This is a genomic window from Pseudomonas sp. MCal1, assembly GCF_026341415.1.
Lineage (GTDB): Bacteria > Pseudomonadota > Gammaproteobacteria > Pseudomonadales > Pseudomonadaceae > Aquipseudomonas.
Genome location: NZ_JAKUMP010000020.1, coordinates 1 through 19,953, shown reverse-complemented (window position 1 = coordinate 19,953; position 19,953 = coordinate 1). Strand labels below are relative to the sequence as shown.

10 protein-coding genes and 1 pseudogene are annotated in these 19,953 nt (G+C 59.9%); 6 read left to right on the top strand and 5 right to left on the bottom strand.

Features of this window, described 5'->3' with window-relative positions:
• Positions 1–101 precede the first annotated feature (101 nt).
• Both MKZ87_RS26780 and putA read right to left on the bottom strand, forming a co-directional pair.
• Positions 102–1,904 (bottom strand): acyl-CoA dehydrogenase, encoded by a 1,803-nt coding sequence (locus MKZ87_RS26780; RefSeq protein ID WP_085704993.1) that lies wholly within the window; start codon positions 1,902–1,904, stop codon positions 102–104.
• Between the two features lie 277 nt (positions 1,905–2,181).
• On the bottom strand, positions 2,182–6,135 hold the full coding sequence (gene putA, locus MKZ87_RS26775) for a trifunctional transcriptional regulator/proline dehydrogenase/L-glutamate gamma-semialdehyde dehydrogenase (protein WP_266202162.1): 3,954 nt from the start codon (positions 6,133–6,135) through the stop codon (positions 2,182–2,184).
• Positions 6,136–6,591: 456 nt separating this feature from the next.
• Here putA and putP point away from each other — a divergent pair, with 456 nt between their 5' ends.
• From putP to MKZ87_RS26745, 6 genes and pseudogenes are all read left to right on the top strand, one after another.
• On the top strand, positions 6,592–8,076 hold the full coding sequence (gene putP, locus MKZ87_RS26770) for a sodium/proline symporter PutP (RefSeq protein WP_085701076.1): 1,485 nt from the start codon (positions 6,592–6,594) through the stop codon (positions 8,074–8,076).
• Positions 8,077–8,427: 351 nt separating this feature from the next.
• A pseudogene (locus MKZ87_RS26765) lies at positions 8,428–10,434 on the top strand (type VI secretion system tip protein VgrG); the annotation flags it as partial.
• A 1,052-nt stretch (positions 10,435–11,486) separates the two neighbouring features.
• Positions 11,487–11,876, top strand: a complete 390-nt coding sequence (locus MKZ87_RS26760; RefSeq protein ID WP_266202161.1) for a hypothetical protein — start codon at positions 11,487–11,489, stop codon at positions 11,874–11,876.
• A 27-nt stretch (positions 11,877–11,903) separates the two neighbouring features.
• A complete protein-coding gene (locus MKZ87_RS26755; RefSeq protein ID WP_266202160.1) occupies positions 11,904–12,626 on the top strand; it encodes a DUF4123 domain-containing protein in 723 nt (240 codons plus the stop codon).
• 333 nt (positions 12,627–12,959) lie between these two features.
• Positions 12,960–13,280, top strand: coding sequence for a hypothetical protein (locus MKZ87_RS26750; RefSeq protein ID WP_227234216.1), 321 nt, complete (start codon positions 12,960–12,962; stop codon positions 13,278–13,280).
• A gap of 240 nt (positions 13,281–13,520) precedes the next feature.
• Positions 13,521–14,360 carry a 23S rRNA (adenine(2030)-N(6))-methyltransferase RlmJ gene (locus tag MKZ87_RS26745; RefSeq protein ID WP_266202159.1) on the top strand — a complete coding sequence of 280 codons (840 nt, stop codon included), beginning with the start codon at positions 13,521–13,523 and terminating at the stop codon, positions 14,358–14,360.
• 146 nt (positions 14,361–14,506) lie between these two features.
• Here the strand turns inward: MKZ87_RS26745 and msrA are convergent, their stop codons facing one another.
• From msrA to MKZ87_RS26730, 3 genes are all read right to left on the bottom strand, one after another.
• A complete protein-coding gene (msrA, locus tag MKZ87_RS26740) occupies positions 14,507–15,172 on the bottom strand; it encodes a peptide-methionine (S)-S-oxide reductase MsrA (RefSeq protein WP_085701072.1) in 666 nt (221 codons plus the stop codon).
• A gap of 193 nt (positions 15,173–15,365) precedes the next feature.
• Positions 15,366–18,062 (bottom strand): putative bifunctional diguanylate cyclase/phosphodiesterase, encoded by a 2,697-nt coding sequence (locus MKZ87_RS26735; RefSeq protein ID WP_085701071.1) that lies wholly within the window; start codon positions 18,060–18,062, stop codon positions 15,366–15,368.
• Positions 18,063–18,301: 239 nt separating this feature from the next.
• The gene (locus MKZ87_RS26730; protein ID WP_266202158.1) at positions 18,302–19,699 is read right to left on the bottom strand and encodes an alkaline phosphatase D family protein; all 1,398 of its coding nucleotides are present in this window, start codon (positions 19,697–19,699) and stop codon (positions 18,302–18,304) included.
• Positions 19,700–19,953 lie beyond the last annotated feature (254 nt).

Here is a 19,953-nt window from a genome sequence, read left to right as displayed (position 1 = left end):
GACGCTCCGCGTTCCCTCAAGATCGTGACGCAGAGCGTCAGAGTAGGCATTCCCACGCAGACGGTTCGACGCCTCGACGTGGGAACGATCATGGTTAGGGGTTAGAACCACGCATCCTGCATTGCCAGACACGTATCATCCCGCGCCTCCAGCAACGCCAGCTCATGCTGGCACCCCGGCACTTCCCACGTCAGGAAATACCGCGCCGCCTGCAACTTGCCCTTATAGAAGTCGACATCCGCCGCATTGCCCTTGGCCAACCCTTCCTCGGCGCGAATCGCCTGTTCCAGCCAGCGCCAGCCGATCACTGCATGCCCGAACACTTTCAGGTACAGCGCCGAATTCGCCAGGCTGCTGTTGACCTTGCCCTGGGCCAGGTCGGTAAGCAGACCAATGGTCACGCTCTGTAGGCGCGCCACCAGTTTCTCCAAAGGCTCACGCAGTGCGGTCAACGATTCATACGCCGTCGCGCGTTCGGCGGTGTCGGCGATCAGGCGCATCAGGTGCTTGAGTCCGGCGCCACCGTTCTGCGCCAGTTTGCGTCCCAGCAAGTCGAGCGACTGAATGCCGTGGGTGCCTTCGTGGATCGGGTTCAGGCGGTTGTCGCGGTAGTACTGCTCCACCGGGTATTCGCGGGTGTAACCGTGGCCGCCGAGAATCTGGATCGCCAGTTCGTTGGCTTTCAGGCAGAACTCCGACGGCCAGGATTTGACGATCGGCGTCAGCAAATCCAACAGCTCGTGAGCCTGCTTGCGCTCGGCTTCGGTTTCCAGCGTGGTGGTGTCATCGAACAGTCGCGCCGCATACAGGCCGAGATCGAACGCACCTTCGACGTAGGATTTTTGCGTCAGCAGCATGCGTCTGACGTCCGCGTGCTGAATGATCGCCACCGGCGCCGTCGTCGGGTCCTTGCTGTCCGGTACCCGGCCTTGCGGACGTTCGCGAGCGTATTCCAGCGAGTACAGATAACCGGCATAACCGAGCATCACCGCGCCCATGCCGACGCCGATCCGCGCCTCGTTCATCATCTGGAACATGTAGCTCAAACCGTGATGCGGCTTGCCAACCAGATAGCCGACGCATTCGCCGTTATCGCCGAAGTTCAGCGCAGTCGAGGTCGTTCCGCGCCAACCCATCTTGTGAAACAGCCCGGCCAGCAGCACGTCGTTGCGCTTGCCGAGGCTGCCGTCATCGTTGACCAGGAATTTGGGCACGATAAACAGCGAAATCCCCTTCACCCCGGCCGGCGCATCCGGCAGCTTGGCCAGCACCATGTGTACGATGTTTTCCGAGAGCGGGTGATCGCCGCCGGAAATGAAGATCTTGTTGCCCTTGAGTCGATAAGTGCCGTCGGACGCCGGCTCGGCACGGGTACGAATATCCGACAGCGACGAGCCTGCATGGGGTTCGGTCAGGGCCATGGTGCCGAAGAAGCGGCCGTCGATCATCGGTTGCAGGAAGCGCTGCTTCTGCTCTTCGGTGCCGAAACTTTCGATCAGGTTGGCCGCGCCCATGGTCAGGAACGGATAGGAGGTCGAAGCGGCGTTGGCCGACTGAAAGTGAGCGAAGCAGGCCTGGGACAACAATGTAGGCAGTTGCATGCCGCCGGCGTCGAAACTGCGCGCGGCGTTGAGGAATCCGGCTTCGAGGAAGGCATCCACCGCCGGTTTCACCTCGGGAATCAGAATCGCCTGACCGTTCTCGTAGCGCGGCTCGTTCTCATCGCCCTTGCGGTTGTGCGGTGCGAAGTACTTCTCGGCGATGTTGCGCGCCGTGCCGATGGCGGCATCGAAGGTTTCGCGGTTGTGCTCGGCAAACCGCTCACGCCGGGTCAGGCCCTCGGCATCGAGGACTTCGTACAGCTCGAAAGCCAGATTGCGGGAACTGAGCAGCGTCTCGGACATGGCGGCCTACCTTTTTTTGGAATGGGCCGAGTCTAGGCGTGCGAATAAAGACTGAACAGGAAGATTGATGACGGTGATGGAGAGGCCAAAAAAATGGGCGCCGGTGAGGGCGCCCATTTCTATATTGGTGTGCGATCGTTCCCACGCTCCGCGTGGGAATGCAGCCCGGGACGCTCCGCGTCCCATCGGTGCCAGACTTGAAATTGGCAGCGCGGCTGGAACGCGGAGCGTCCCTTGAGGCATTCCCACGCGGAGCGTGGGAACGATCGCGCGAGGATTAGCCGATGGTCATCAGGCTGGCGTTACCACCCGCTGCCGCGGTATTGACGCTCAGCGCACGCTCGATCACCAGACGCTCCAGCGCAATGTTGGTCTCGCCCTGGGACAGGCCCTGAACCCCGACGATGGCGCCGGCACGCTTGGCGATCTGCTGGCAGACCGCCCGCAACTGGTCGGAGTGGCCGTGATGCAGAACCGCATCGAACACCACATCGTCCTTGTTCCAGTCGGAAACCAGTTTGATCCGCGCCTGAATCTCCTTCGGCAGGCGTGCGAACAATGCCTTGCTGGTGTCGGATTCCGGCCAGACAGCCGAACCACCCACCGCCAGTACCGCCGCGAGTTGAGTCAGCAGATCACCTTCGATGTCCGCCAGGCACAGCACGTGCTCGCGCGGCAGGATCGCGTAGCTGTTCTTTTCGCCGGTCGGGCCGGCCAGTACGCGGGTGATACCGCTTTGCGACTGCGCTGCGTACTGCACGCACAGGGTGCTCAGGTCGGCGAACTTGTTGCTGTCGGCCCAGGCTTTCAGGGCAGTCAGCGGTTTGCTCATGGCGTCACGCAGACGAACGTCCGGCGCCACGGCAGCATCACCGCGAGCGAAAGATTGTTCGATGGCGTCGGTAGGACGCGTCGACAGCAGACGGTACAGGTACAGCGGGCCACCGGCTTTCGGGCCGGTACCCGACAAGCCTTCGCCACCGAACGGCTGGACGCCGACCACGGCGCCCACAATGTTGCGGTTGACGTAGACGTTACCGGCGTTGACGTTGTCGATCACCTTGGCGATGGTCTCGTCGATGCGGGTATGCACGCCGAGGGTCAGGCCGTAGCCGGAGGCGTTGATCTGGGCGATCAACTGGTCGATCTCTTTACGCTTGTAGCGCACCACGTGCAGCACCGGGCCGAAGATCTCGCGCTGCAGCTCGTCGAAGCTTTCCAGCTCGATCAGGGTCGGCATGACGAAGGTGCCGCGTTTGACTTCCTCGGCATCGGCGATGGCCACCTGGTACACGTTGCGACCTTTGTCGCGCATGCTCTGGATGTGCTTCTCGATGCCAGCCTTGGCTTCGGCGTCGATCACCGGGCCGATGTCCACGGACAGACGCTCCGGGTTGCCGAGACGGCTTTCAGCCATCGCACCTTTAAGCATTTCGAAGACGCGATCAGCGGAATCTTCCTGCAAGCACAGGACACGCAGGGCCGAGCAACGCTGACCGGCGCTGTCGAAGGCCGACGACACCACATCGATCACTACTTGTTCGGTAAGAGCCGAAGAGTCGACGATCATCGCGTTCTGGCCACCGGTTTCGGCGATCAGCGGGATCGGACGGCCCTGGTTGTCGAGGCGGCCGGCAATGTTGCGTTGCAGCAGGCGCGCGACTTCGGTGGAACCGGTGAACATCACGCCCTTGACGCGCTCGTCACCCACCAGACCGGCGCCGACGGTTTCACCGCGACCCGGCAGCAGTTGCAGCACGCCTTCCGGAATCCCGGCTTCGAGCAGCAGGCGCACGGCTTGTGCGGCGACCAGTGGAGTCTGTTCGGCCGGTTTGGCCAGCACCGGGTTACCGGCAGCCAGTGCGGCAGCAACCTGACCGCTGAAGATCGCCAGCGGGAAGTTCCACGGGCTGATGCAGACCACCGGGCCCAGTGGGCGGTGGGCGTCGTTGCTGAAATCGTTGCGTGCCTGCACCGCGTAATAACGCAGGAAGTCGACGGCTTCGCGGACTTCGGCGATGGCGTTGGCGAAGGTCTTGCCGGCTTCGCGGGCCAGCAGGCCCATCAGCGGCTGGATCTCGCCTTCCATCAGGTCAGCGGCACGTTCCAGAATCGCGGCGCGCTCGGCCGGCGGGGTGGCCTGCCAGATCGGGGCGGCGTTCAGGGCGCATTGGATTGCGTTGTCGACGTCTTCGACCGTGGCTTCCTGCACATGGCCGACCACGTCACGCAGATCGGACGGGTTCAGGACCGGTGCGGGCGCTTCGTTGCTGGAGGCGCAACCGAGCATCGGCGCAGCTTTCCAGTTGTTGTGCGCGGTGGCCAGCAGGGCACAGGACAGCGATGCCAGACGATGTTCGTTGGCCATGTCGATGCCGCTGGAATTGGCGCGCTCGGAACCATACAGGTCACGCGGCAGCGGAATGCGCGGATGCGGCAGGCCGAAACCACCTTCCACGGTTGCCATCTGCTCGATCTGCGCAACCGGGTCGGCCACCAGTTCCTGAATCGAAATCGACTGGTCGGCGATGCGGTTGACGAACGAGGTGTTGGCGCCGTTTTCCAGCAGACGACGTACGAGGTACGCCAGCAGGGTTTCGTGGGTGCCGACCGGAGCGTACACACGGCACGGACGGTTCAGCTTGCCTTCGGCAACTTTGCCTACAACCTGCTCGTACAAAGGTTCGCCCATGCCGTGCAGGCACTGGAATTCGTACTGGCCCGGGTAATAGTTCTGACCGGCAATGTGATAAATCGCCGACAGCGTGTGGGCGTTGTGCGTGGCGAACTGCGGGTAGATGACTTCCGGTACCGACAGCAGTTTGCGGGCGCAGGCGATGTAGGAAACGTCGGTGTACACCTTGCGGGTGTAGACCGGATAGCCTTCCAGGCCTTCGACCTGGGCGCGCTTGATTTCGCTGTCCCAGTACGCGCCTTTCACCAGACGGATCATCAGACGATGACGGCTGCGGCGAGCCAGGTCGATCACGTAGTCGATCACATACGGGCAGCGTTTCTGATAGGCCTGGATCACGAAACCGATGCCGTTCCAGCCAGTCAGTTGCGGCTCGAAGCACAGGCGCTCAAGCAGATCCAGCGACAGCTCCAGGCGGTCGGCTTCTTCGGCGTCGATGTTCAGGCCGATGTCGTATTGCTTGGCCAGCAGGGTCAGCGACAGCAGGCGCGGGTACAGCTCGTCCATCACGCGCTCGTACTGGGCGCGGCTGTAACGCGGGTGCAGGGCCGACAGTTTGATCGAGATGCCCGGACCTTCATAAATCCCACGGCCGTGGGACGCTTTGCCGATCGAGTGAATGGCTTGTTCGTACGAGGCCAGGTACTTCTGGGCGTCGTGTTCGGTCAGCGCCGCTTCACCGAGCATGTCGTAGGAATAACGGAAACCCTTGGCTTCGAACTTGCTCGCGTTGGCCAGGGCTTCGGCGATGGTTTCGCCAGTGACGAACTGCTCGCCCATCAGGCGCATGGCCATGTCGACGCCCTTGCGGATCATCGGCTCGCCGCTCTTGCCGATGATGCGGCTCAGGGACGAAGTCAGGCCGGCTTCGTTGTGGGTGGAGACCAGTTTGCCGGTCAGCAGCAGGCCCCAGGTCGCCGCGTTGACGAACAGCGACGGGCTGTTGCCCAGGTGCGGCTGCCAGTTGCCGGTGCTGATCTTGTCGCGGATCAGCGCATCGCGAGTGCCCTTGTCCGGAATACGCAGCAGCGCTTCGGCCAGGCACATCAGCGCCACGCCTTCCTGGGACGACAGGGAAAATTCCTGCAGCAGGCCCTGAACAATGCCTGCACGACCACCGGCACTCTTCTGGTTACGCAGTTTTTCCGCAATGGTTGCAGCGAGTTTGTTGGTGGCTTCGGCCATCGGTGCCGGCAGGCGAGCCTGCTCGATCAGCATCGGCACCACTTCCGGCTCGGGGCGACGGTAAGCGGCGGTGATCGAGGCGCGCAGCACCGATTGCGGGAGGATGCTTTCGGCAAATTCGAGGAAGCATTGGTGAGCGTGATCGGTGTGGACTTCGCCCGCGTCGTCGGCGTCCTTGGCGGTCAAACCGTTCAGCTCGGTCAGGGTTGCACCACCCTCGAGTTTTTCCAGGTAATTGAAAATTGCCTGCTTGATCAGCCAGTGCGGTGTGCGATCAATCGAGGTTGCGGCAGCCTTCAGGCGCTCGCGGGTCGGGTCGTCAAGTTTGACCCCAAGGGTGGTGGTAGCCATATTTTTATCCTCATAGGTGCCGCAGTTGCGCGACAACAGCTGGCGGCAAGATTAGCCGCGAGCCGAAAGAGGTGCAACCGGGTGCAACCCTTTTTTGTCGGAATATTCTGCAACTCGTCAGGAAATAATTTCTGGTACGAAAGTGCTGCTCCTGCTTGGTGCTTTTGCTTCTAGAAAAGCGCTGTGACTGCGTTAAAAGGGAGCAAAAAGCGACTTCCGCAGGATAAATCCGACTGGGTGCAACTTATTCTCCAGAAACTGGTTGCACCTGTTTTGCTTTGTTGCATAGGATTCGCGCCCAAGGTGCAACCGGGGAAACCCTGCGCACCGGCCAATGGCTTTCCTGGGGAAACATTGGTCATAAATGCGTGGCCGTGCGAATCGTCTGTCAGACGTCAGTCTGCAAACGGTGCAACCGCCGCCGCTAAATAAAAACAAAGCCAGGGCACGTACGTAATGAGCGCAAGCAACCCAACCCTGATCACGTTCGTGATCTACATCGCAGCAATGGTGCTGATCGGCTTCATGGCCTATCGCTCCACCAACAACCTTTCCGATTACATTCTGGGCGGCCGCAGCCTGGGCAGCGTGGTGACGGCATTGTCCGCCGGCGCTTCCGACATGAGCGGCTGGTTGCTGATGGGCCTGCCGGGCGCCATCTACATGTCCGGCCTGTCCGAAAGCTGGATCGCCATCGGCCTGATCGTCGGTGCCTACCTGAACTGGCTGTTCGTCGCCGGTCGTCTGCGTGTTCAAACCGAACACAACGGCGATGCGCTGACCCTGCCGGACTATTTCTCCAGCCGTTTCGAAGACAAGAGCGGTCTGCTGCGGATCATTTCCGCAGTCGTGATTCTGGTGTTCTTCACCATCTACTGCGCTTCCGGCATCGTGGCCGGCGCCCGCCTGTTCGAAAGCACCTTCGGCATGTCCTACGAGACGGCGCTGTGGGCCGGTGCTGCGGCGACAATTGCCTACACCTTCGTCGGCGGTTTCCTCGCGGTCAGCTGGACCGACACCGTGCAAGCCACCCTGATGATCTTCGCGCTGCTGCTGACCCCGATCATCGTGCTGCTGGCTACCGGTGGCGTGGATACCACGTTCCTGGCCATCGAGGCGCAGGACCCGAGCAACTTCGACATGCTCAAGGGCACCACTTTCATCGGCATCATCTCGCTGATGGGTTGGGGTCTGGGCTACTTCGGCCAGCCGCACATCCTGGCGCGCTTCATGGCCGCTGATTCGGTGAAATCCATCGCCAACGCCCGTCGCATCTCCATGACCTGGATGATCCTGTGCCTGGGCGGCACCGTGGCCGTGGGCTTCTTCGGTATCGCTTACTTCTCGGCGCACCCGGAAGTGGCGGGTCCAGTGACCGAAAACCACGAGCGCGTATTCATCGAACTGGCGAAAATCCTGTTCAACCCGTGGGTTGCGGGCGTGCTGTTGTCGGCGATTCTCGCGGCAGTGATGAGCACCCTGAGCTGCCAGTTGCTGGTGTGTTCCAGCGCCTTGACCGAAGACTTCTACAAGGCTTTCCTGCGCAAGAGCGCTTCCCAGGTTGAACTGGTGTGGGTCGGTCGTGCAATGGTGCTGCTGGTCGCCCTGGTCGCCATCGCTCTGGCCGCCAATCCGGAAAACCGCGTACTGGGTCTGGTGTCCTACGCCTGGGCCGGTTTCGGTGCAGCCTTCGGCCCGGTAGTGCTGATCTCGGTGATCTGGAAAAAAATGACCCGAAACGGCGCACTGGCCGGCATTCTGGTCGGCGCGATCACCGTAATCGTGTGGAAGCATTTCGAACTGTTGGGTCTGTACGAAATCATCCCGGGCTTCATCTTCGCCAGCCTGGCAATCTACCTGGTCAGCCTGATGGGCCAGCCGAGCGTTGGCATGGTTCAGCGCTTTGAAGCGGCCGAGAAGGATTTCCATCTGAACAAGTGATGGGAATGAGCTGAAGCTCACAAAAGAACGGCCCGTTTCCTGCCAGGAAACGGGCCGTTTTTTATTGTCTGCAAGTTCTTTGAAAACACCGAGAACCCTGTGGGAGCGAGCTTGCTCGCGAAGGCGTCCTGTCATTCAAATCTGTTTTTCTGACACACCGCATTCGCGAGCAAGCTCGCTCCCACAGGGATTGGTGATGTTGTTGAGGGAAATGTCTGTAGTTGAAAGCGCCAATTTTTGAAGGGGAAAGTGAAGTTTCAAGTAGGGAAAATCTGATTTTCCGGTCACCCAACCTGCACTCCTTGCCCCTCATGCAGAATCGCCCGCCCTCAATCTGCAGAGAGACATCGGATGTTCGCGCCTGCCAATCAACCGCGTTTCACGTTGACCGTCGAAGGCGCCCAATTTGACCTCAAAGTCCTTGAGTTCACGGGCAAGGAAGCCATCAGCCAACCCTTTCGCTTTGACCTGGAACTGGTCAGTGAACGGCCGGATCTGGATCTGGAAAGCCTGCTGCACTGTCAGGCGTTTCTGAGTTTTGATGAAGGCGGTTCCGGTATCCACGGTCAGATCTATCGGGTCGGGCAGGGGGATTCCGGCAAGCGTCTGACCCGCTATCACATCAGCCTTGTTCCGCGCCTGGCCTATCTCGGTCACCGGATCAATCAGCGAATCTTCCAGCACCAAAGCGTGCCGCAGATCGTGACGCAGATCCTCAAGGATCACGCGATCCTGCGCGATGCCTTCGAATTTCGCCTCGGCAGCGATTATCCGCCCCGTGAATATTGCGTGCAGTACGCCGAGAGTGATCTCGCCTTCATTCAGCGCCTGTGTGCCGAAGTGGGCATTCATTTCCATTTTCAGCACAGCCCGGACGGGCATCTGATGGTGTTCGGCGACGATCAAACGGTGTTTCCGCGTCTGGCCGAGCCGACCCTGTACCTGCCGGGCAGCGGCATGGCTGCGGCGGCACCGGCGATCAAACGCTTCACCGTGCGCGTGGAAACCCGCACCAGCGTGGTCACCCGGCGTGATTACGACTTCACCAAGCCCCGGCTGGCGCTGCAAAGTCGCGCCGAGAGCGAACAGCGCCCGGTGCTCGAGGATTACCACTTTCCTGGCCGGTTCACCGAGCGCGAAACCGGCAGGCAGCAGGCCCAGCGCACGCTTGAGCGACATCTCGCCGACTACCGTCAGGCCGAGGGTCGCAGCGATCAATCCTCCTTGGTCAGCGGACATTTCCTGCAACTGAGCGAGCATCCGCGCCAGGATTTGAATGACCTCTGGCTGCTGACCGCTATCGAACACCATGGACGACAGCCGCAAGTGCTGGAGGAATCGGTCACCAGCGATGGCGACGAATTCCAGGGTTACCGTAATACCTTTCTCGCCACGCCATGGGACGTGTTCTTTCGCCCGCCGATGGGCCCGGAAAAGCCTCGGATGCTCGGCTATCAACCGGCCGTGGTAACCGGCCCGAAAGACAGTGAAGTCCATTGCGACGAGTACGGTCGGGTCAAGGTGCAACTGGCCTGGGATCGCGACGGCGAACTGAACGAGCATTCCAGTTGCTGGCTGCGGGTCGCCAGCGGTTGGGCGCATGACCGTTATGGCAGCGTGCTGATTCCGCGGGTCGGCATGGAAGTACTGGTGGGGTTTATTGATTCCGATGCCGACAAACCGTTGGTCATGGGTTGCCTGCCGAACGCCGAAACACCCGTGCCGCTGGACCTGCCGGCCGACAAGACCCGCAGCATTTTCCGCAGTCAGAGCAGTCCGGGTGGTGGCGGTTACAACGAATTGCGCATCGAAGATCGCAAAGGCGCCGAGGAAATCTACTTGCGCGCCCAGCGAAACTGGACCCAGCATGTGCTGAACGATCAGCAGGTGCAGGTGGATAACCAGCGCAGTGTCGTCGTCACCGGTCTCGCCAAGCATGAACATAAAGCCGATGAGCAGCGCATCACCCACGGTCAGCGCCAGACCGAAGTGAAGCAGGACGACCACCTCACGGTGACCGGCGATCGGCACATCCGCGTGAGTAATCAGGCGATCCACGCCAGCGCTCAATTCCACGTCAGCGCCGGCCAGCAAGTGGTGATCGACGGTGGGGCGAGCGCGACGATTCAGGCGGGCGGGCAGTGGATCAACATTGGCCCTGGCGGGATTTTCAGTAGCGTGCCGATTGTGGTGGGTGGTGCGCCGATGGCGGCGATGAGCGCGGCGCCGACCGTGCCGGGGTTGCCGGAAAAACTGGTGGCAGCGCCGGCTGCGATTCTGACTGCCGCGCAAATCATGAGCCTTAAGGGAGACGCGCCGTTCTGTGAAGAATGCGAGCGCTGTAAGGAGGGTGTGTGCCCAACTCCGACTCTGCCCTCGAACAGCTTGACTCACTCCCCAAAGCCTTCGGCCCGGCCAACGCCTTCCAGCGTTGAGCCGGGCTTTCATATTGTTGAACAGGGAATGTCTCGGGCAGCGCTTGAATCAATGTTGTTCCCGCAGCCGGATTCTGCCGTGCTGGATAAATTCCGCAGTCTTAATCCACAACTCACTCAATACGCAAAACCCGGTCAACTTATTGTCCTGAGTGATCCACGTAATACGCAGTGCACGCGCGAAGAAGCCTTATTGATGGAGGCGGCGCAGAAGGTTGATGCGGCGCTGGCGCCAATGAGTGATGCGGAGGCTGAGTTTATGGCGCGGCATCACGGTGAGATTCAGTCGTTTTTATCTCAGGGTTCGACGGCCGTGGGGATCGGCTCGGCGATGTTCAGTAATCATCTGGACAATCTTGGCAAGACGCTGAAAGAGCTGGAGATACTGCATAAGCAAACCTTCGAAAAACACGGAAAACTTCAGGGCGCTGATTTCTTTTCCAGGCGCAAACAGTTGATGGCGCAACTCGATGGCAGTCTTAGCCCGCTAGTGCGTAAAGCGGCTGGTTTACCCGATCATCCAAACTTAAAAAAAACGTTGGGTATTTCCAGCCGGAGTCTCGTTCACCATTGGAGCAAGGCTGGTATTGCGGGTGAGATTCCTGGATACGCAACGCATATTCAAGGCGTAAGTAAGGCCAGCAAGGTGATCAAGTTAGGTGGTTGGGTTGGAGTTGGTCTGGGGGCGACGGCTTCGGGGTTAAAGGTCAGGGAGACTTGCCGGTTAGGTACGGAGGAAGCTTGCAGGAAAGTGAAGTTCACCGAGACGGCGAAATTTGCCGGTGCATTTGGGGGAAGTCTCGGTGGTGGTATCGCGGGCTCTCTTGTATGCGTTGGCATTGGCTTGGGTACGGCAGGAACAGGTGGGGTGCTTTGCTCATTGGTTCTGGTCGGGGCTGGAACTTTTGGAGGGGGAGTGGGCGGCGAGATTTTGGGTGAAAAGGTTGGTGAGGTCATTTATGAAGGAGTCGGCACATGACGAGGGCTGATGAAATCTGGTTCGTTTTGACTTTTGGCGGAATGTTCTTTGGGTTTGCTTTCATATCTGTTGTCGGTCAGTTCTATCTCGTTCTATTCAGAATGGAGGCGATTTTTCGTTTTCTCAGTAATTCGCAAGGCGTGTTAGTTCGTAAGCCTTTGAGTGGTGGGGTTACAGGTGCTTATTTCATGTTGGCGTGCATCGGCTCGTACCTGCTCATGCCATCTCGGGCAATCAAGGGGGGGGCGTTGGATGAGAGTGACTTTCTGAGTTTTCCGAAGGGTTTGTTGCGTTTGATTCGCTATGTGTATTTATCAGCAATTGGAAGCTTCGTAGTGATGGTTGTTTTTTTATTGGTTGCGAACTTTATGGGGTGGCTTGAATGAAATTGAATGGCAGGCAGTTATAGGTTTATGAGAGACGATTCCGTTAGAAATTGGCTTCAAGCCCACCCCGTTGACAGTGCTGAACAACTCTTCGCCATCTTCTGCAATGCGAGCAGTGCCGAGCCGTTCAAAGTTTGGCAACGCTCGAAGTTTGCGTCGGCACCCAGCCCTGTTTGGGCGGAAACGAACTATGCCGAGTGGGATGCGGTGATGCCCTACGTGGGAATCGTCGACGCGGGCAGTGAGTTTCTGGATTGGATGGCGACCACGGAGTCTCGCGACTGGGGCTGGCTGGCGGTCTCTTCGGCGGGGCTTGAGGCGGTGGTCGAGCACTTTCGCAGTTTGACCCAAGTGCTGATGCCGGACGGGAAAGCGGTGTTCTTCCGGTTTTGGGATGGGCGGTTTTTGTTGCCGATCCTTGAGTCGTCCGAAGTGGAGGCCGGCCAATTGCTGCCGGTTCTCACGCGAGGCTTGATCAACGGTCAGGCTGTCGAGATCGGGGGCAGGGCGCGGGTCTCGGGGCGGGAGTTTCCTTGGTGGACGGTGCCGGAAAAGCTGCTGGCGCAATTTGGCGATGAAGCCCGGATCAACAACGCCTTGCAGTGGTTGAGCGAGGAGCAGCCGGCGTTGTTCGAGGCGTTTCCCGCCGATGTCTTGCGCTGCAAGGTTGTCAGGTTTTTTGCGGTTACGGCGTCGGACGAATCGTCGGCTTCGGCATTGCTGGACTACTTGCGGGACGAGTCAGAGTGAAATTTCCGGGCAAAGGCTTCGGACGTTTCCTGCGAGTTGCGGCGGTTTGCGTGAACTGGTGGGCGCGGTGGTGCGGGGATAGTCTTTTGGCTGTCACTGCGAGAGTGGTGACAGGGTGTAGGAACCCTTGGAAAACTCGCCGTGCATTCGCTCTGCTCTTTGATTGCGGCACTTGAACGTGCCCATGACATTGTTCGCGGCGGCTGTGCGTGGGAACGCTTCGGCGTAGCTGAGTTTGGTGGGTTCCTCAGTTTCCTACTCTCGCGTACAGCTGCCACCCAAACCTGTAGGAAGGTCGTTGGCAGCTTCACTTAACCTGCCGAGGTGCAATAAATGTCGACGTTAAAACCCGATCCACCGTACGAGCCCTTCATCCCCCACCCCAACAACCGCCTCATGGCGCTGACCAGCAACTGCAACGACATGCCCACCCTGTTCATCGACACCCACGCCCCGCTCGATGTCCTGATGGACGCCGCCAACTACCGGATCCGCGCGGTCATCCAGGTCCTCGAAAACATGTGCATGCGCGGCTCGGTCGAATGCGACTCGGTCATCCTCAGCGACTTCGCCCAACTCTGTGTGATTCCGCTGCGTGACGGCTGCGATGTCTTGGATGTGATTGGCAAGCGACTACGCGCCATGCCGTTCTGACTCGATCGTTCCCACGTCGAGGCGTCGAACGGTCCGCGTGGGAATGCTTCCAGGGACGCTCCGCGTTCCAGGCGTCCACCGCAGTTGGGGCTGATACCCCATGCGACGCGGAGCGTCACGGGCTGCATTACCACGCAGAGCGTGGGAACGATCATCAGCACAGCGGGACGCCACTCAGCTGCGAGCCCCTGACTTGCCGCCCGGTAAAAGGTAAACTTCACGGCCCTCGCAGGAGCAGCCATGAATTATCGTCACGCCTTCCATGCCGGCAATCACGCCGATGTGTTCAAACACCTGACCTTGACCCGTCTCATCGCCTTGATGTCGCGCAAGGAGCAGCCGTTTGCCTATCTCGACAGCCACGCCGGCATCGGTCTGTATGACTTGCAGGGCGATCAGGCCAACCGTACCGGCGAGTACCTGGAAGGCATCGCGCGGTTGTGGGATCAGCCGGATCTGCCGGCGCTGACCGCCGACTACATGAACGTGCTGCAAGAGATGAACCCGGACGGCCAGTTGCGCTACTACCCGGGTTCGCCGGAACTGGCGCGGCGTCTGACCCGTTCTCAGGATCGGGTGTTGCTCAACGAGAAGCACCCGGAAGACGGCGTGCTGCTCAAGGACAACATGAAGGGCGACCGTCGTGTGGCCGTGCATCTGGGTGAGGGCTGGCATGTGGCGCGGGCGTTGTTGCCGGTGGCCGAGAAACGCGCGGTGATGCTGATCGATCCGCCGTTCGAGAAACTCGACGAGATGCAGCGTTGCGCGGCCTCCTTGAAAGAAGCGATCTCGCGGATGCGCCAGACCGTGGCGGCCATCTGGTATCCGGTGAAGGACCAGCGCGCATTACGTCGTTTCTATCAGGATCTGGCCGGCACCGGTGCGCCGAAGTTGCTGCGGGTCGAGTTGCTGGTGCATCCGCTGGATACGCCGAACAGCCTGAACGGCTCCGGGCTGGCGATTGCCAATCCGCCGTGGGGGCTGGAGGAAGAATTGCGTGAGCTGCTGCCGTGGCTGTCCAAGAAACTTGGACAAACCCAGGGTGGGTGGCAGATGGATTGGTTGATCGCCGAGAGCTGATCGCTGACCGATTGTTCCCACGCTCTGCGTGGGAATGCAGCCCGGGACGCTCCGCGTCCCAACAGCGGACGCAGAGCGTCCATTGAGGCATTCCCACGCGGAGCGTGGGAACGATCAGGCGTAGCGCGGGAGCGATCAGGGCGGGCTTAGTTACCCGCCAGGCTCGGTGGCATGCAAACGCCGGTGCCGCCAATCCCGCAATAGCCTTCCGGATTTTTCGCCAGATACTGCTGGTGATAGGCCTCGGCGAAGTAAACGGTCGGGGCCTGTTCAATCTCGGTGCTGATTTCACCCAGACCCGCCTTCGACAGCTCGGCCTGATACACGGCCTTGCTCTTCAGCGCTGTTTCCAGTTGCTCCGGCGTGGTGGCATAGATCACCGAGCGGTACTGAGTGCCGATGTCATTGCCCTGGCGCATGCCCTGCGTCGGGTTGTGCAATTCCCAGAACATCGCCAGCAGCTCTTCGTAGCTGACCTTGGCCTTGTCAAACACCACCAGAACGACTTCAGCGTGACCGGTCAGGCCCGAGCAGACTTCTTCGTAGGTCGGGTTCGGCGTGTAGCCGCCGGCGTAGCCGACCACGGTGCTGACCACACCTTCGCGCTGCCAGAAGCGACGCTCGGCACCCCAGAAGCAACCCAGACCGAAAATCGCGAAGTCGACGTCTTCGAAAAACGGGCCCAGCAGCGGCGTGTCTTCGAACACAAAGTGTTTTTCAGGCAGGGCCATCGGAGTTTCGCGGCCAGGCAGAGCTTGTTCTTTAGTCGGTAGCACGTTTTTGTTCACCAGAATTTCCGAGCGCAGAACCATGATCGTTCCTCTCAGTCAGGATGGGATGTAAATAAGCAGACCACCAGTGTGCCCAATGATGCCCGTTTTCGCACTATTCAAATGTGGGAGCGAGCTTGCTCGCGAAGGCGGCGATCCATTCAACATTTGCAGTGACTGACCCAGCGCTTTCGCGAGCAAGCTCGCTCCCACAGGGTTGGGGGGATTATGGGATTTAGAGGCAGAGCGGGCCGCGCGGGTAGCGCTTGAGTGCCTGGATCAGCTCGCCGCCCGGAATCGGCCGGTCGAACAGATAGCCCTGGCCGACGTCGCAGCGGTGGCGACGCAGGAACGCCAGTTGCTCGGCGGTCTCGATGCCTTCGGCCACGACCTTGAGCTTCAGGTTGTGGGCCATGGCGATCACGGCGGAGGTGATTTCCATGTCGTCCTGGTTGTCCGGGATTTCATGGATGAAGCTGCGATCGATCTTGATGATGTCGATCGGGAATTTTTTCAGGTAGCTGAGCGACGAGTAGCCGGTGCCGAAGTCATCCATGGCCAGGGTCAGGCCCAGGCGCTTGAGCTGATCGAGCTGCAGGTGAGTGTCTTCGGTGGCCTCCAGCAGCAGGCCTTCGGTCAGTTCCAGCTCCAGCAGATTGGCCGGCAGGGCTTCTTCCTTGAGGATGTTGGCGATCGAGGCCACCAGATCCGGGTCGGAGAACTGCTTGGGCGACAGGTTGATCGCCACTTGCAGTTTGCCCATGCCGGCGGCGGTCAGCGCTTTGCTCATGCGGCAGGCCTGGCGGGCGATCCATTTGCCGATCGGAATGATCAGGCCGGTTTCCTCGGCGACGCTGATGAACTGGTCCGGGCGGATCATGCCGCGTTCCGGGTGATTCCAGCGCAGCAGCGCTTCCATGCCCAGCAACCGACCGCTGCGCAGGCACAGCTTGGGTTGATAGAACACGTCCAGCTCGTTCTGGGTCAGGGCGCGGCGCAGGTTGTTCTCGACGAACAGTTTGTAACTGGCTTCGGCGTTCAGCGCTTCGGTGAACACCTGCACCTGATGTTTGCCGTTGGCCTTGGCCTTGTGCAGGGCGAGGCCGGCGTTGCGCATCAGGGTCTGCGGGTCGCGGCCGTGCAGCGGCGCGCAGGCCAGGCCCACGGAGCCGGTGACGCTGATGAGCTGGTTGTCGACGAACATCGGTTTGTCGAGGGTCATCAGCAGCTGGCTGGCGATCTGTTGGCCGGTCTCCAGGTCAGTGTCGTCGAGCAACACCGCGAATTCATTACTGGCGAACCGCGCCAGGCTGCCGCTGGAACTCAGGCTGTTGCGCAGGCGCCGGGCCAGGCTGATCAACAGTTTGTCGCCGGTCTGGTGGCCGAGGCTATCGTTGATCCGCTTGAAGTTGTCGATGTCCACCAGCAGCAGGCTGATCGGGGTATCGCTGTCCCGGGCGAAGCGTTCATCCAGGTTGCGGATAAATGCAGGCCGGTTACCGAGGTTGGTCAGGTTGTCGGTATACGCCAGACGTTCGATACGCTGCTGCGCCAGTTTGGACTGGGTGATGTCTTCGTAGATGCCGATGTAATGCGTCAGCTCACGGTTGTCGCCGTACACCTTGGAGATCGATAACTGGCCCCAGTAGGGTTCGAGGTTTTTCCGGCGGCTCTTGAATTCGCCCTGCCAGCTGTTGCTCTTGGCCAGCGCCGAGGGCGCGTCGAACAACAGTTCGCTGAGGTTTTCCAGGGCCGGCAGCTCCGCCAGGCGCTGGCCGTGGACTTCCTCGGTGGTGTACTGGGTGATCGCGGTGAAGCTCGGGTTGACGTACTCGACCACGCCGTCGCAATTGACCAGCAAAAAGGCGTTGGCGCTTTGCTCGACCGCGCGCTGGAACAAGTGCAGGGCGCTGGTGGCGGTGCGGCGGTTGTGATTGTTGATGACTTGGGCGAACTGGTCGGCCAGTTCACCGGCAAAGGCGATTTCGTCGGACTGCCAGGCGCGGGTGACGCCGGTCTGCTCCAGGCACAGCACGCCGACCACCTGGCCGTCGACGCGGATGCTGGCGTCGAGCATGGCGTTGACGTCACGGGGGCGCAGGGCCTCGGCCATCTCCCGGGTGCGCGGGTCGCGCATCGCGTTGTTCGCGTCGATGGCGCGACTGCTGTGCAGCGCTTCCATGTAATCGGGGAAGCCGCTGACGTCGATGGCCTCCGGCAGAATGTATTCCTGAGTGGCGCGGTGGTAGGCCGAGATCGGCACCAGTTTCTGGCCTTCCAGATTCCATAGGCTGGCGCAGTCGATTTCATAGATGTCGCAGGCGCAGCGCGTGATCAGTTCGGCGGCTTCTTGCAGGGAATTCTGGCTGCTGTAGCGCTGGCGGGCCAGCAACAGGATCAGATCCTGCTGGGCGCGCACCCGCTCCAGATGCTGCAGTTGCTCCTGCTGGGCACGCTGGTTGAGCTCAAGGGCGATTTGCAGGCGCGAGTTCTGGGTTTCCAGGTCGACGGACGGCAGCGCTGGTGCTTCGTCGAACACGTTGTCGACCGCCAGCAGGTAACCGCGCAGCAAGTGACGGTTGTGCTGTTTGTAGGCCTCACCGAGTTCAAGAATGCTCAGGGCGCCGGCGGCGGTGTGCAGGGTGTAGCGCACCAGATAGTGCGGACTTTGGCCGAGTTGCTGCTGGATCGTGTCATGCAGCTGATAGCGCGCTTCGGGCTCCATCAGGCTGGCGTAGGGCGAGCCGACCAGGGCGCAGAGTTCGACGGCGGGCTGGCCGAACTGACGTTCGCAGTTGGGATCGAGAAACAGCATCGCCCAGCTGGCTTCATTCAAGCGCTCGAAACGCAGCATGCCGAGCCGCGAGGGCACAGGCAACTGCGTCACTACCTCGGCCACCATACGGCTGGCGGCATCGGGTTGGCTCTTCATGAAGGGAACTCGCTTGGAAATTTGCTGAACGCGCCGGGCTCTCGCCCTCTTTACTGTTGCCTGCGGCAAGGTTGCATCATTGCGGCACTGACTGACAAGAGACATGAAGGCCAAGTGCTATAAGAATATGTCGGCTGCAGTGAACATTTCTCCAGCGCTTGCCGGAAACTAATGCTTTCAAGCGTGGTGATGCCCGTTCCAGAGCCTTCTGGCATCCGGAACGGTCGTTGCCGCTGGATTCACCGCAACGGAATATCGATCGATTGCAGAGGCTTGCCATCGCGGTCGTGGTAGTTGACCTGGATCCGCCCGGCCTCGACCACCATGTGCGCGAAGTTGTCCTGGCTGATGACCTGACTGGTCAGCGCGTGCCGGTATTCGCCTGACTCGGTCTGTGCCAGTGGCGAGTCGAGCCTGAAGGTCGCGGCGGTGGCGTAGGGCAGCAGTTTGCTGTTGCTCAGCGGCGAGGAAACGACGGTGTGTACTTCAAAGTCCGGGTCTTCGCTGTGGCTCAGGCGACTGGTCAGCGAACCATGCACATCGCCGGAAATGAACACAACGTTTTTGAGCCGATGCTTGCGGATGGTCTCCAGCAGGCGCAGGCGCTGTTCGGGGAAGCCCGCCCAGGCATCGTTGCCGTTCAGTTTGCGGTCGGGGTAGAACATGACGCTGGTGACCACGAACTTGACCCGCGCCGGGCTGTCGACCAGCCACTTGCACAAGGCCTGTTCCTGTTCTTCATCGAGGATGCGGCGGTTGTCGTTCGACAAGTTGCGGCGAGTTCGGCTGTCCGTTACAAACCATTCGATATCGCCGTCACTGAATTGATACCAGTAGTGCGTCAGAGAAGTTCGATCGATAGTGCCGTTAGTTGTTGTTGAACAGATCGGGCTATGGCTGGCTTGATAAATATCGTAAGCCGCCATTGCATTGCGATAGAGAGTTTCGTCGGACGTGTTGGCGTTCATGGGCCAGTTATCTTCTATTTCATGATCATCAAGAATCATGTAAGTCGAAGTCTCCGACATCAGTCGTCGAATATTGGGCAGGGAAAACGCCGCACGATACTTTGCAATGATCTCGTCATAGTCGCGGTCAGGAGCGAGCAGGTTCAAATCATCGGCGTAGATCTGATCGCCACACATCATGATTGCGCTGACTGCCGGTCGTGCTCCTTCGATCAATTGGCTGATGGACGCGAAGATCCGGTCGCCCAGATGCGGGAGGACAGGGATGCCGGAGGTCATGCGCAGGTAGCGACAGGAACCAAGGATGTAGGCACGCGGCTGTAACGGCTGATGGCTGCGGGTGCGCAGGCGATACGTTTCCCGTGGCCATTGCAGCGGCAGCTCCGCCACGCTGTGGACGGTGTGGACGGGGCTCATCGGGCTGAACCAGCCGGTCTGGTATTCATATTCGGTGTCGGCTTGCAAATGATCGAGTACCAGCACCTCAGTCATGTCGCGAGTTGAATCAAGCTTTACAAACCGGCCCGTTTGCCATTGTTTGGAATCCAATGGCCGGTAACGAATGCCGGCAAATACGGCCGTGTTATGTTGCAGTCCGCCGCGAATAAAGATTCGCGCCTGATGAGTTGTTGTGTGGCCAACGATCGGGCCGACAGTAGGTTTCAGCATGTTCGAATCCATTCGAATAGAAGTTGGTGATGAACAAAGTTGCCCCGTTTTATTGGTGCAACTTTAATACGCCAAGGTTAGTTGCCTGTTGCTGAAAAATATCAACAGGAAGTGGACTTGAGGTGTGGCTTATATCAGCACGAGTTGTGGGAAAAGTTCGGGCGGAAGTTATTTCAGGCAAAAAAAAGGTTCTTCACGGAATCTCGGGAAACACACAAACAAGAACGCCGATTTGATTGATGATGTTCGTGCGA